The sequence below is a fragment of the Pseudomonas sp. FR229a genome, from assembly GCF_030209115.1.
In the GTDB taxonomy this organism is placed as follows: domain Bacteria; phylum Pseudomonadota; class Gammaproteobacteria; order Pseudomonadales; family Pseudomonadaceae; genus Aquipseudomonas; species Aquipseudomonas moraviensis_A.
On the sequence record NZ_JARVSP010000022.1, the window covers coordinates 87,440 to 101,777 of the forward strand.

The 14,338-nt window shown below is 60.9% G+C and carries 11 protein-coding genes; 8 read left to right on the plus strand and 3 right to left on the minus strand.

The genetic code is table 11. The features are described from left to right. Positions 1–112: 112 nt before the first annotated feature. Positions 113–1,168, minus strand: a complete 1,056-nt coding sequence (gene bioB, locus QRN33_RS18335; protein WP_042606670.1) for a biotin synthase BioB — start codon at positions 1,166–1,168, stop codon at positions 113–115. 91 nt (positions 1,169–1,259) lie between these two features. Here bioB and QRN33_RS18340 point away from each other — a divergent pair, with 91 nt between their 5' ends. From QRN33_RS18340 to rarD, 5 genes are all read left to right on the plus strand, one after another. Beyond that, positions 1,260–1,994 (plus strand): ComFC family protein, encoded by a 735-nt coding sequence (locus QRN33_RS18340; RefSeq protein ID WP_285409488.1) that lies wholly within the window; start codon positions 1,260–1,262, stop codon positions 1,992–1,994. A gap of 184 nt (positions 1,995–2,178) precedes the next feature. Beyond that, positions 2,179–2,943 (plus strand): TOBE domain-containing protein, encoded by a 765-nt coding sequence (locus QRN33_RS18345; protein ID WP_285409489.1) that lies wholly within the window; start codon positions 2,179–2,181, stop codon positions 2,941–2,943. Between the two features lie 71 nt (positions 2,944–3,014). Continuing rightward, positions 3,015–4,916, plus strand: a complete 1,902-nt coding sequence (locus tag QRN33_RS18350; RefSeq protein ID WP_042606667.1) for a PhoX family protein — start codon at positions 3,015–3,017, stop codon at positions 4,914–4,916. A gap of 164 nt (positions 4,917–5,080) precedes the next feature. After that, positions 5,081–6,055, plus strand: a complete 975-nt coding sequence (locus QRN33_RS18355) for a serine/threonine protein kinase (protein WP_285409490.1) — start codon at positions 5,081–5,083, stop codon at positions 6,053–6,055. Positions 6,056–6,248: 193 nt separating this feature from the next. Then, on the plus strand, positions 6,249–7,136 hold the full coding sequence (gene rarD, locus QRN33_RS18360; RefSeq protein WP_041476730.1) for an EamA family transporter RarD: 888 nt from the start codon (positions 6,249–6,251) through the stop codon (positions 7,134–7,136). A 223-nt stretch (positions 7,137–7,359) separates the two neighbouring features. On the opposite strand, the gene QRN33_RS18365 is transcribed toward rarD, so the two are convergent. Continuing rightward, the gene (locus QRN33_RS18365) at positions 7,360–7,878 is read right to left on the minus strand and encodes a glycine cleavage system transcriptional repressor (protein ID WP_016772854.1); all 519 of its coding nucleotides are present in this window, start codon (positions 7,876–7,878) and stop codon (positions 7,360–7,362) included. A gap of 481 nt (positions 7,879–8,359) precedes the next feature. On the opposite strand from QRN33_RS18365, the gene QRN33_RS18370 reads away from it, so the two are divergent. Next, a complete protein-coding gene (locus QRN33_RS18370; protein WP_285409491.1) occupies positions 8,360–10,537 on the plus strand; it encodes a malate synthase G in 2,178 nt (725 codons plus the stop codon). A 282-nt stretch (positions 10,538–10,819) separates the two neighbouring features. On the opposite strand, the gene QRN33_RS18375 is transcribed toward QRN33_RS18370, so the two are convergent. Continuing rightward, on the minus strand, positions 10,820–11,266 hold the full coding sequence (locus tag QRN33_RS18375; protein ID WP_064365296.1) for a response regulator: 447 nt from the start codon (positions 11,264–11,266) through the stop codon (positions 10,820–10,822). A gap of 255 nt (positions 11,267–11,521) precedes the next feature. Between QRN33_RS18375 and QRN33_RS18380 the strand changes: the two genes are divergently transcribed. Continuing rightward, the gene (locus QRN33_RS18380) at positions 11,522–13,456 is read left to right on the plus strand and encodes a putative nucleotidyltransferase substrate binding domain-containing protein (protein WP_309298211.1); all 1,935 of its coding nucleotides are present in this window, start codon (positions 11,522–11,524) and stop codon (positions 13,454–13,456) included. After that, complete coding sequence (locus QRN33_RS18385) at positions 13,453–14,160, plus strand: 3'-5' exonuclease (RefSeq protein WP_065616532.1); 708 nt, start codon at positions 13,453–13,455, stop codon at positions 14,158–14,160. Before QRN33_RS18380 ends, QRN33_RS18385 begins: the two co-directional genes overlap by 4 nt. The last annotated feature ends 178 nt before the right edge of the window (positions 14,161–14,338 follow it).

Here is a 14,338-nt window from a genome sequence, read left to right on the forward strand (position 1 = left end):
CTGTGGGAGCGAGCCTGCTCGCGATAGCGGTCGAACATTCAGCATTGATGTCGACTGAAACACCGTCATCGCGAGCAGGCTCACTCCTACAGGTTTTGCATTTCAACAGCAGTCAGACGGCGGCGTTATAGAACTGCTCGCTACTCTTCTGCTCCACCAGCGCCTGCTCGATCGCCGCCTGGTGAACCTCATCGGAATGCTCTTCGCGGGCTTCCGGCTGGATACCAAGGCGTGCGAACAACTGCATGTCCTTGTCCGCCTGAGGGTTGGCGGTGGTGAGCAGTTTGTCGCCGTAGAAAATCGAGTTGGCGCCGGCAAAAAAGGCCAGGGCCTGCATCTGCTCGTTCATTGCCTCGCGACCGGCCGACAGGCGCACGTGGGATTGCGGCATGAGAATGCGCGCGACGGCGAGCATGCGGATGAAATCGAACGGGTCGATGTCTTCGGCATTTTCCAGCGGCGTGCCGGCGACTTTCACCAGCATGTTGATCGGCACCGACTCCGGGTGCTCGGGCAGGTTGGCCAACTGGATCAGCAGATTGGCGCGATCGTCCAGCGATTCGCCCATGCCAAGAATGCCGCCGGAGCAGATTTTCATCCCCGACTCGCGCACGTAGGCCAGCGTTTGCAAGCGCTCGCTGTAAGTGCGGGTGGTGATGATGCTGCCGTAGAACTCCGGCGAGGTGTCGAGGTTGTGGTTGTAGTAATCGAGGCCGGCCTTGGCCAGCGCTTCGGTCTGCTCCTGATCTAGACGCCCGAGAGTCATGCAGGTTTCCAGGCCGAGGGCTTTCACGCCTTCAACCATCTTCAACACATACGGCATGTCTTTGGCGGAAGGGTGTTTCCACGCTGCGCCCATGCAGAACCGCGTCGAACCAATGGCTTTGGCCCGGGCCGCCTCTTCGAGGACCTTCTGCACTTCCATCAGTTTTTCTTTTTCCAGACCGGTGTTGTAGTGCCCGGACTGCGGGCAGTACTTGCAGTCCTCCGGGCAGGCGCCGGTCTTGATCGACAGCAGTGTCGAGACCTGCACACGGTTGGCGTTGAAATGTGCGCGGTGCACCGTTTGCGCCTGGAACAGCAAGTCGTTGAATGGCTGTACGAAGAGTGCTTTGACTTCGGCCAGAGACCAATCGTGACGCAGGGTGGCGGCGGTGCTCGCGCTCATGGGCAATTCCTTGGTTATGCTTGGGTGGCGCCGGGGAAAACCGAATACCCACAGGCGCTACACGGATGTTCGGCATATTTAAGGAAGAGCGATGCGCTGTCAACCGCAATACCAAGGACAGGTTTACATCTGTTTAAAAAACGTACAGACCTGTTTGCTGTGCGATGAGCCCGCAGAAGCGCAAATGCCAATGTGCGAGGCTTGCGAAACCGAGCTGCCCTGGCTCGGCAGCCAGTGCCAGAGCTGCGCTTTGCCACTGGCTGGAGATGGCCTGACCTGCGGTGATTGCGTGCTAGAGCCGCCGGCGTTCGAACAGGTCGCCGTGCCGTGGCTTTATGGCTTCCCGGTGGACAGCCTGATCACGCGCTTTAAACACAACGCGAAATGGCCGTTTGGCCACCTGCTCGCCGACGTTCTCGGCCAATACCTGCAACATCGTTTCGACGAGGATTTGCTCAGGCCTGATGTGCTGCTGCCGGTGCCGCTGGCGAATAAACGGCTGCGTCAACGGGGCTTCAATCAAGCGGCAATGCTCGCGCGCTGGTTGAGTGTTTCGCTGGACCTGCCGTGCGAAGAACAGGTGCTGCGGCGAGTCATCGACACCGATGCCCAGCAGGATCTGGATGCCAAGGCGCGCAAACGCAATCTGCGTAATGCCTTCGCGCTGGCGCCTGAGGCGCAGGTAAGCGGCCGCCATTTCGCGCTGGTTGACGACGTACTGACCACTGGAGCAACCGCTCAGGCATTGGCGCGGATGTTGATGAATGCAGGTGCAACGCGGGTCGATGTGTACTGCCTGGCCCGTACGCCGAAACCTGGAACCTGAGCCCAACACCATCCTTCTGTAGGAGTGAGCCTGCTCGCGATAGCGGTCGAACGTTCAACATTGATGCTGGCTGGTCCACCGCTATCGCGAGCAGGCTCACTCCTACAGGTTGTGTGTTCGGCTTGACTCATGCGCTGCAAGTGGCCAACGTCCATTTCATCGCCCGAGCCAGAAGCGTTCTGCCATGTCCCTGCCCTCCCTGCTCTCCCAACACATCGTTCGCCGTCCGCAACGCATCGCCCTGCTGCAACACATCGCCGAGCAGGGCTCGATCACCCGAGCGGCGAAGAGCGCAGGGCTCAGTTACAAGGCGGCGTGGGATGCGATCGATGAGCTGAACAATCTCGCGCAGAAACCCTTGGTCGAGCGCGTGGTAGGCGGCAAGGGTGGTGGTGGCGCCAGACTGTCCAGCGAGGGCGAACGGATCCTGCGCCTGTATCAGAAATTGCAGGCCTTGCAGGCGCAGGTGCTGGAAGCGGCGGAAGACGTCAGCGATCTCGATCTGCTCGGCCGGCTGATGCTCAGGACCAGCGCACGCAACCAGCTGCATGGCACCGTCATCGCAATTGAGGCGCAAGGTCGCAATGATTTGATCCGGCTGGAACTGGCCGAAGGTATTTGTCTGGAAGCGCAGATCACCCACGACAGCACCGTGCATCTGGAATTGCAGATCGGCAGCGAAGTGATGGCGCTGATCAAGGCTGGCTGGCTTGAATTGCTCGGCGACGATCAGTCGGCAACGCCCGGACACAATGTCCTGCGCGGCACCATCGAAGCGATCCTCGACGCCGAGGACGGTCCCAGCGAAGTACGGATTTCCCTGCCCAACGGCCACACCCTCTGCGCCTTGGCCGAACCGTTGCACATGCGCCGCCAGAGCCTGGGCGTCGGCGCTCCGGTGCAGGTGCAATGCGCGCCGTCCAACGTGCTGATCGGCACGCCGCTCTGATTCGCCTCTGCAACGAAAGCGTCATCGACCCGCATTAAGGTGTTGGCCATAAACCAAGCAGGGAGCCTGATGTGAGCCTATTAGAAGAAAACCAATCCACTGATCTGGAAAAAATGGTCGGCCTCAGCCGTCGCGGTTTCATCAGCGCCGGTGCGTTGTGCGGCGCGGCGATGTTCCTTGGCGGCAACCTGTTGACCCGCAGCGTCATGGCCGCCAGCGTCAGCGCCGGCAACAGCCGTCTGCTCGGTTTCGAGAGCATTCCGGCCGCGACCACCGACGCCATCAGCCTGCCCAAGGGTTACAAGTCCTCGGTGCTGATCAGTTGGGGCCAGCCGCTGCACAAGAACGGTCCGGCCTTCGATCCGAGCGGCAATGGCACCGCCGCCGCACAGGAAGTGCAGTTCGGCGACAACAACGACGGCATGAGCCTGTTCGCCTTCCCCGACGACAAGAATCGCGCGTTGATGGCGATCAACAACGAATACACCAACTACCGCTATCTGTATCCCCACGGCGGCATGCCGCAGTCGGCCGAAGACGTGCGCAAGGCGCTGGCCTGTGAAGGCGTGTCGGTGATCGAAGTGCAGCGCAGGAACGGCCAGTGGCAGTTCGTCCAGGGCTCGCGCTACAACCGGCGCATCCACGGTAACTCGCCGCTGCGCATCAGTGGTCCGGCCCGCGGCCACGACTTGATGAAAACCGCCGCCGACAAGCACGGCAAGAAAGTTCTCGGCACGTTCCAGAACTGCGCCAACGGCAAGACGCCGTGGGGCACCTATCTGACCTGCGAGGAAAACTTCACCGACTGCTTCGGCAGCAGCAACGCCCAGCAACAGTTCGATGCCGCGCAGAAGCGCTACGGCGTCGTTGCCAGCAGCAAAGACATCAACTGGCACCCCCACGACCCGCGCTTCGACATGGCCAAGAACCCGAACGAACTCAACCGCCACGGCTGGGTGGTCGAGATCGATCCGTTCGACCCGCAATCGACCCCGGTCAAACGCACCGCGCTGGGCCGCTTCAAACATGAAAACGCCGCCCTGGCCGAGACCGATGACGGTCGCGCTGTGGTGTACATGGGCGACGACGAGCGTGGCGAGTTCATCTACAAATTCGTCAGCCGCGACCGCATCAACCACCGCAATCAGAAGGCCAACCGCAACATCCTCGACCACGGCACCTTGTACGTGGCGAAGTTCGATGCCGGTGACGGCAACCCTGACCACCCCAAAGGCCAGGGCCAGTGGATCGAACTGACCCACGGCAAGAACGGCATCGACGCCAGCAGCGGGTTTGCCGATCAGGCCGAAGTGCTGATCCACGCGCGCCTCGCCGCCAGCGTGGTTGGCGCAACACGCATGGACCGCCCGGAGTGGATCGTCGTCAGCCCCAAGGACGGCCAGGTTTATTGCACCCTGACCAACAACGCCAAGCGCGGCGAAGACGGCCAACCGGTGGGCGGGCCGAACCCGCGCGAGAAGAACGTCTATGGGCAGATTCTGCGCTGGCGCACCCACCGCGACGATCACGCCTCCAAGACGTTCGCCTGGGATCTGTTCGTGGTCGCCGGCAACCCGGGCGTGCATGCCGGAACCCCCAAGGGTGGCTCATCCAACATCACCCCGCAGAACATGTTCAACAGCCCCGACGGCCTGGGTTTCGACAAGGCCGGACGCCTGTGGATTCTCACCGACGGCGATTCGAGCAATGCCGGCGACTTCGCCGGGATGGGCAACAACCAAATGCTCTGCGCCGATCCTGCGACCGGTGAGATTCGCCGTTTCATGGTCGGGCCGGTGGGTTGCGAAGTGACCGGGATCAGCTTCTCGCCGGATCAGAAAACCCTGTTTGTCGGGATTCAGCATCCGGGCGAGAACGGCGGTTCGACCTTCCCGGAGCACCTGCCCAATGGCAAGCCGCGGTCGTCGGTGATGGCGATTACCCGCGAGGATGGCGGGATCGTCGGCGCCTGATAATCCGCTTTCGCGAGCAGGCTCGCTCCCACAGAGGATCGCATTTCAATGTGGGAGCGAGCCTGCTCGCGAATAGGCCAGACCAGACACCAACCACCTTCGCGCTGCCATCTGCGCTACCATGCCGAGCCGGACGCAGCAGCCTGCTGCGCGCAGGAGTCAGCATGGCCCACCCGTTTGAAACCCTCACCCCCGATCTTGTCCTGGATGCCGTTGAAAGCATCGGTTTCCTCAGCGACGCGCGCATTCTGGCGCTCAACAGCTACGAAAACCGTGTCTATCAGGTCGGTATCGAAGACTCCGAGCCGCTGATCGCCAAGTTCTACCGTCCGCAGCGCTGGACCAACGAGGCCATCCTCGAGGAACACCAGTTCACCTTCGAACTGGCCGATATCGACATCCCTGTGGTGGCGCCGCTGATCCATAACGGCGAAACCCTGCATGAGCACGCCGGTTTCCGCTTCACCCTGTTTCCGCGCCGGGGTGGGCGCGCGCCGGAGCCGGGCAACCTTGATCAGCTGTATCGCCTCGGCCAGTTGCTCGGGCGCATGCATGCGGTGGGCGGCACCAAGCCGTTCAAGCAACGCGAAGCCCTCGCCGTGGAGAACTTCGGCCATGCTTCGCTGAACACCCTGCTCGAAGGCAACTTCATCCCCAAAAGTTTGCTGCCGGCGTACGAGTCGGTTGCCCGCGACCTGCTCAAACGCGTGGAAGATGTTTACGCCGCCACGCCGCATCAGAACATTCGCATGCACGGCGATTGTCACCCCGGCAACATGATGTGCCGCGACGAGATGTTCCACATCGTCGACCTCGACGACTGCCGCATGGGCCCGGCGGTGCAGGACATCTGGATGATGCTCGCCGGCGATCGCCAGGAGTGCCTGGGGCAGTTGTCGGAATTGATGGACGGCTACAACGAATTCCACGATTTCGACCCGCGCGAACTGGCACTGATCGAACCGCTGCGCGCCCTGCGCCTGATGCACTACAGCGCCTGGCTGGCCCGGCGCTGGGACGACCCGGCGTTCCCGCACAGCTTTCCGTGGTTTGGCACGGAGCGGTATTGGGGCGACCAGGTGCTGGCCTTGCGTGAACAGTTGTCGGCACTGAATGAAGAGCCCCTGAAACTTTTCTGATTCACCCCGCCCCCTGTAGGAGTGAGCCTGCTCGCGATAGCGTCGGGTCAGCCAACATCAATGTTGAATGTCCGTTCGCTATCGCGAGCAGGCTCACTCCTACATTTGTCCGGTGTTCACAAATTCACAACTCACTTGCAGACAAATCTCCTTACAATCCCCTCTTTGTCAGTTGCCTGAGCAAGGATTCTGCATGCAAGCCGCCAACCCGCGTCGCGGGTACATTCTGGGCCTGAGCGCCTACATCATCTGGGGCCTGTTCCCGATCTATTTCAAAGCCATCGCCGAAGTCCCGGCCGTCGAGATCATCATCCATCGGGTGCTGTGGTCGGCGTTGTTCGGTGCGTTGCTGCTGATGGTGTGGAAACACCCGGGCTGGCTGCGCGAGCTGCTCGACAACCCCAAGCGCCTGGCCATTCTGGCCTTGAGCGGCACGCTGATCGCGGCCAACTGGCTGACCTACGTCTGGTCGGTGAACAACGGCCGCATGCTTGAGGCGAGTCTGGGTTACTACATCAATCCGCTGGTCAACGTGCTGCTGGGCATGGTGATTCTCGGTGAGCGGCTGCGGCGCATGCAGTGGGTCGCGGTCGGGCTGGCTGCCATCGGTGTGGCGCAGCAGGTATGGCAGGTGGGGAGTCTACCGTGGGTGTCGCTGGCACTGGCGCTGACCTTCGGTTTTTACGGCTTGATCCGTAAACAGGCGCCGGTCAAGGCGTTGCCGGGGTTGGTCGTGGAAACCTGGATGCTGGTGCCGATCGCGATTGCGTGGTTGCTGTTCAATCAGACGGCGACCAGCGTGCAACCTGCCTTCTGGACTACGTCCGAGGCGTGGTGGCTGGTGGCCGCCGGCCCGGTCACGCTGGTACCGCTGGTATGTTTCAACGCCGCCACCCGCCATCTGCCCTACACCACCATTGGCTTCCTGCAATACATCGCGCCGACCCTGGTGCTGCTGCAAGCGGTGCTGCTGTTTGGCGAGCATTTGTCGTCCAGCACGCTGGTCGCGTTCATGTTTATCTGGGCCGGTCTGGCGGTTTATAGCGTTGATGCGTGGATAAGTCTGCGCCGGCGCGCCTGATCAAAAAACGCACAAACCTCCACAGGCCACGGTTACCGTGGCCTGCATCGTTCCTTCCCAAGCTTATCCACAGCGTGATCCCCGCCGTTTGTGCGCAAGTCACTGAATGTTGGCGGTTTTTTGATCAACGGGCGCAAAGCCACGGCCAGCGTGGCGTGGCGGTCTGTCTCTACAGGTTATCCACAGGCAGGTGCACGTTAAACCTGAATAACCTTCGCAGCGCTTAAACCTCTGTGCGTAACACCAGTTCGACCATCAGATCATCCGCCAGGGTTTCCAGGCGCGCCTGCAACACATCCAGCGACAGGGTCAGCGGCACCGCCAGAATCGCCTCGGCGTGAAACAGCGGCTCGCTGCTCATCGGTGCCGGGCGCACCTCAGTCACCAGCCGTTCCAGATTCACGCCCTGCTCGCTCAACAGCCGGGTGATATCGCGGACGATACCCGGGCGATCATTACCGACCAGTTCCATGGCGATCGGTTTCCACGTGCAGGACTGCTCAACACCGCTTTCGGCAATCAACACACGAATGCCATGTGCCGACAACGCTTGCAAGGCATCGACCAATTCGTCGTAAGCCTCCGCCGGCACGCCCACGCGCAGGATCCCGGCGAACTGCCCGGCCATCCGTGACATGCGACTTTCCAGCCAATTGCCGCCGTGCTCGGCGATGCATTGGGCGATGCGCTCGACCTGCCCGGGCTTGTCCGGAGCGAAAACGGTGAGTACGAGATGGTCCATGGCGCAGCCCTCTTGTCATGACTTTTGTTATCGAAGGGCAAGTATAGGCAAGAGGATTGGTCTGGATGGGCCAACCGCTACGCAGAATCTGTGGCAAGGCAGCCTGAGCAGCACTTATGTGTACAACTTTCGATATTTAGCTGGAACAATCCAATGCTTTTTTGAGAACATCTCGTTCCGCGACGTGACCGCAATGCGTCATGAGGTCGCAGAACGACGTAATTAGTCTGATTTTCACAAGCGCAACTCATCATGTAGTATGCCGCAGCGCGCACTACATAACGCTGGATCGATGTCTGCCCAAGGCCCTTCGCAATCCTGAAAGCCCCGTCAGCAAGGCCTCCAAGCCGTTGATTGGTCCTAGCCCAGCCGCCAGCAATGGCATGTACTGGTCAGCAGGTTTGTGGTTTAAATGGCCAGAAGCTTCATTGTTAAATTGACGAGCTGAAAAGCGAAATAGCTGAGCAGAGTGAGGCAAGCAATGACTGAACACGTTCAAGTCGGTGGCCTGCAGGTCGCCAAAGTCCTGTTCGACTTCGTGAACAACGAAGCCATTCCCGGTACCGGCCTCACCGCCGAACAATTCTGGGAAGGTGCCGACAAGGTCATTCACGACCTGGCGCCGAAGAACAAAGCCCTACTCGCCAAACGCGATGACTTCCAGGCGCGCATCGATGCCTGGCATCAGCAGCATGCCGGCCAGGCGCACGACGCCGTGGCCTACAAAGCTTTCCTGCAAGAGATCGGTTATCTGCTGCCAGAAGCGGCTGATTTCCAGGCGACGACACAAAACGTCGATGATGAAATCGCCCGCACCGCCGGTCCGCAACTGGTGGTGCCAGTGATGAATGCGCGTTTCGCGCTCAACGCCTCGAACGCCCGCTGGGGTTCGCTGTACGACGCCCTCTACGGCACCGACGCGATCAGCGAAGACGGCGGCGCGGAAAAAGGCAAAGGCTACAACAAGGTGCGTGGCGACAAAGTCATCGCCTTCGCTCGTGCCTTCCTCGACGAAGCCGCGCCACTGGCCGCTGGCTCCCACGTCGACTCGACCGGCTACAAGATCGCTGACGGCAAACTCGTCGTGACGCTGAAGGGCGGCAGCAACAGCGGCCTGCGCGATGATGCTCAACTGATCGGCTTCCAGGGCGACGCCAACGCGCCGATCGCGGTGCTGCTCAAGCACAACGGCCTGCACTTCGAAATCCAGATCGACGGCAGCACTCCGGTCGGCCAGACCGATGCCGCCGGCGTCAAAGACATCCTCATGGAAGCGGCGCTGACCACGATCATGGACTGCGAAGACTCCGTGGCCGCCGTCGATGCCGACGATAAAGTGGTGATCTACCGCAACTGGCTCGGCCTGATGAAAGGCGACCTGGCGGAAGAAGTCGCCAAGGGCGGCCAGACCTTCACCCGCACCATGAACCCGGATCGCACCTACACCGCGCCGAATGGCGGTGAAGTGACGCTGCACGGCCGCTCGCTGTTGTTCGTGCGCAACGTCGGTCACCTGATGACCATCGACGCGATCCTCGACAGTCAAGGCAACGAAGTACCGGAAGGTATCCTCGACGGTCTGGTGACTTGCCTGGCGGCGATGCACAACCTCAATGGCAACACCTCGCGGCGCAACACCCGCACCGGTTCGGTGTACATCGTCAAACCGAAGATGCACGGCCCGGAAGAAGCGGCGTTCACCAACGAGCTGTTCGGGCGTATCGAAGATGTCCTGCGCCTGCCGCGCAACACCCTGAAAGTCGGGATCATGGACGAGGAACGCCGCACCACGGTCAACCTCAAGGCCTGCATCAAGGCCGCCAGCGAGCGCGTGGTGTTTATCAACACCGGTTTCCTCGACCGCACCGGCGACGAAATCCACACCTCCATGGAAGCCGGCCCGGTGGTGCGCAAGGCTGACATGAAGGCCGAGAAGTGGATCGGCGCCTACGAAAACTGGAACGTCGATATCGGTCTGAGCACCGGCCTGCAAGGTCGTGCGCAAATCGGTAAGGGCATGTGGGCGATGCCGGATCTGATGGCCGCGATGCTCGAACAGAAAATCGCTCACCCGCTGGCCGGCGCCAACACTGCCTGGGTGCCGTCGCCGACCGCCGCTGCGCTGCACGCGCTGCACTACCACAAGGTCGACGTGTTTGCGCGTCAGGCCGAACTGGCCAAACGTGCCCGCGCCTCGGTGGACGACATTCTGACCATCCCGCTGGCGGTCAACCCGAGCTGGACGCCGGAGCAGATCAAGAACGAACTGGACAACAACGCCCAGGGCATTCTCGGTTACGTGGTGCGCTGGATCGACCAGGGTGTCGGCTGCTCGAAAGTGCCGGACATCAACGACGTCGGCCTGATGGAAGACCGTGCGACGCTGCGTATCTCCAGCCAGCACATCGCCAACTGGCTGCGCCACGGTATCGTCACCCAAGAGCAAGTGATGGAAAGCCTCAAGCGGATGGCGCCGGTGGTCGACCGCCAGAACGCCAACGACCCGCTGTATCGCCCGCTGGCACCGGACTTCGACAGCAACATCGCCTTCCAGGCGGCGGTCGAACTGGTGATCGAAGGCACCAAACAGCCCAATGGCTACACCGAGCCGGTGCTGCACCGTCGTCGTCGCGAGTTCAAGGCCAAGAATGGTCTGTAACTTGGGTTGATGGTTGAAATGAAAAAGGCCCTGATCGAGAGATCAGGGCCTTTTTTGTTTATGTGCTCGGCGTCGGCTTGGCGTAGACGGCGAGATCGATACCCTCACCCCAGCCCTCTCCCAGAGGGAGAGGGAGCCGACCGAGTCGTCTTGCGCCATGCATCGACCTGAAATATCGATGTCGATTATGCATTCGGTTGTGGACGTTCAGGTCAATGAAAGCCTCGAATTCTCCACAATCGGTCCCCTCTCCCTCTGGGAGAGGGCCAGCGTGAGGGGCTTCTAGGGTTCTATGCCCAATTCGTGTTTGACCAGCCCAAGCAGCTTCCCCGTATCAATCGGCTTGAGCAGAAAATCCACCACGCTCAGATGCATCGCCTCGATCGCGTCTTTCACGTCGGCATCGCCGGAGACAATGATGATCGGCATCGCCGCGCGCACCGATTCGCGCACCTGGCGGATCAGGTCGAGGCCATCGACATTGCCCATGCGCAGATCGGTAATCACCAGCCCGATCGAGGGCTTTTGCTCAAGCATTTTCAGCGCGGTTTCACCGCTGGCTGCGGTCATGCAATGAATGCCATCGAGCGCGAGAATCTCCGACAACAGCTCGCGGGCATCCTTGTCGTCGTCGACGATCAGGACACGCTGCGGCGGCAGATCGGGTTCGAGCATTACTGCGCTGAGCGCTTCACGCTCGGCGTCGCTCAAAATATCGTGGTCGGACATGGCGCTCTCTAAATGTTCAATCAATCCCTGGCAAGTCGTCAGACATCGCCGGACAGCGCTTCAATGTGCACTTCGTCGGATTTTTTTCCAAGGGGCTACGACGAGCTTTTCCGAGCTTTTGCGTAGGTTATTTCCGAAAATCGGCCGATGGTGGCAAAACCTAGACTTACGTCCAATGGGCACCCTGCCCGTCGGGGTCGACCATGGCCGCAACGATCCGACAACAACAATTCGAAAAAGACTGCGGTAATGGTTATGAGTAAAGCGGACGCCTTCACCCAGGCAGGGAAAACCGCGGTTTTGCAGAATATTCAGGGCACCCTGCAATTCCTTCAGCGCTTCCCGCCCTTCAATCAGATGGAACACGCCCACCTCGCCTATCTGGTGGAGCAATGTCAGCTGCGTTTTTTTGCCCAGGGCGAGAGCATCATCAAACCGGCCGACGGCCCGGTCGAACACTTTCATATCGTCAAACAGGGTCGGGTGGTCGGCGAACGCCAGCACATCACCAGGCCCGGCACCGAGACCACGTTCGAAATCACCACCGGCGAATGCTTTCCGCTGGCTGCGCTGCTCGGTGAGCGCGCCACCCGCACCGAACATCTGGCGGGCGAAGACACCTTCTGCCTGCAACTGAACAAACTGGCGTTCATCAAACTGTTCGCCCTCTCCAGCACCTTCCGCGACTTCGCCCTGCGCGGAGTCAGCAGCCTGCTCGATCAGGTCAACCAGCAAGTCCAGCAAAAAGCCGTGGAGACCCTGGGCACCCAGTACTCGCTGAACACCCGCCTCGGTGAACTGGCGATGCGTCATCCGGTGACCTGCAGCGCCGACACTCCACTGCGTGAAGCGGTGAAGCTGATGCACGAGCAACAGGTCGGCAGCATCGTCGCGGTGGATGAGCAGAAGGTGCCGCTGGGGATTTTTACTCTGCGCGATTTGCGCCATGTGGTGGCCGAAGGTGTCGGCGATTTCAGCGACGCCATCGAACAGCACATGACCCGATCGCCGTTTTATCTGTCGCCGGATCACAGCGCATTCGATGCGGCGATCGCCATGACCGAGCGGCATATCGCGCATGTGTGTCTGGTCAAGGATCAGCGCCTGTGCGGGGTGGTTTCCGAGCGTGATCTGTTCTCCCTGCAACGGGTCGATCTGGTGCACCTGGCGCGAACCATCCGCAGTGCTCAGCGGGTCGAGCAACTGGTGACCCTGCGCGGCGAGATCGGTCAACTGGTCGAACGCATGCTCGCTCACGGCGCGTCGTCGACGCAGATCACCCACATCATTACGTTGCTCAACGATCACACGGTGTGCCGGGTCATCGAACTGACCCTGGCCGAGAAAGGCGACCCCGGCGTGCCGTTCAGTTGGCTGTGTTTCGGCAGCGAAGGCCGGCGCGAGCAGACGCTGCACACCGATCAGGACAACGGCATTCTGTTTGATGCCCGCGATGCGGCGCACGCGGCGGAAATTCGCGGCAAGCTGCTGCCGATCGCCCAGCAGATCAATCAGAGCCTGGCGCAGTGCGGCTTCGCCCTGTGCAAGGGCAACATCATGGCTGGCAATCCCGAGCTGTGTCTGTCGCGGGCCGAGTGGGCGCGGCGCTTTGCGGCATTCATCCGCGAAGCCACGCCGGAGAATCTGCTCGGCTCGAGCATTTATTTCGACCTGCGGGTGGTCTGGGGCGATGAGCAAGGCTGCGAGCAATTGCGCCGGGGCATTCTCGATCAGGTCGGTGACAACCGTTTGTTCCAGCGCATGCTGGCCGAGAACGCGTTGCGTAATCGCCCTCCCGTTGGGCGTTTCCGGGAATTTGTGCTGGCACGCAAGAACGGCGAGAAGGCTACGCTGGATCTGAAAATCCAGGGCCTGACGCCATTCGTCGACGGCGCCCGTCTGCTGGCGCTGGCCAACGGCATCGACGCCAACAACACCCTCGAACGCTTCCGCCAATTGGTCGATAAAGAAGTCATCGAACCGCTCGACGGCGCGGCGTATGAAGAGGCCTATCACTTCATTCAGCAAACGCGGATGCAGCAGCACCAGCTCCAGACCCGGGAGAACCAGCCGTACTCCAACCGCGTCGATCCCGACAGCCTCAATCACCTCGACCGACGCATCCTGCGCGAATCCCTGCGGCAGGCGCAGCGACTGCAAAGCAGCCTGACCTTGCGGTATCAGCTATGAGCCTGTTTTCCTGGCTGCGCCCGGCCAGTCCCGTAGTGCCGGCCGCGTTTGCGCCGCGACTGGCGCAATTGCCGAGCATCACCGAGCTGAGCGAATGCAGCCTGCGCGAGCAGCGCTGGGTGGTGCTGGACCTGGAAACCACCGGCCTCAACCTCAACAAGGACCGGGTGTTGTCGATCGGCGCCGTGGCTATCGAGGACGGCGCAATCGATTTCCGCCAGCAGTTCGAAAGGACCCTGCAATGTCGGGAATTGAAGCTCAGCCCCAGCGTGCTGATTCATGGCCTCGGGCCAAATGCGATCGCCGCAGGCAGCGACCCGGCCGAAGCGTTGCTGGAGTTGCTGGAATTTGTCGGCGACAGCCCGGTGCTGGCGTTTCATGCGCCGTTCGATCAGCACATGCTCGGGCGTGCGCTCAAGGAGCATCTGGGGCACAAGCTGCAACATGTGTTTCTGGATGTGGCAGATCTCGCCCCGCTGCTGTGTCCGCAGGCGCAGATTCGCGAGGCGGGGCTGGATGAGTGGATCGAGTGGTTCAGGCTTGAAGTGTTCGAACGGCATAACGCGAGTGCCGATGCGCTGGCCACGGCGGAACTGGCATTGATTCTGTTCAGCAGGGCGCGGGCGCAGCAGATATACAGTCCATTGAATCTGCAACAGCGGTTGAGTCAGTGGAAGCGAAGGCAGCAGGCGCCTTCTTTTTAGAAGCACCCTCACCCCAGCCCTCTCCCAGAGGGAGAGGGAGCCGACCGAAGTGTCTCGGGCTTTTCATTTACCTGAGAAATCGAGTCGATTATGGATTCACTGAAGATCGCTCAGGTCGGTGTACCTCCAGAATATCCCCCAATCAGTCCCCTCTCCCTCCGGGAGAGGGCTAGGGTGA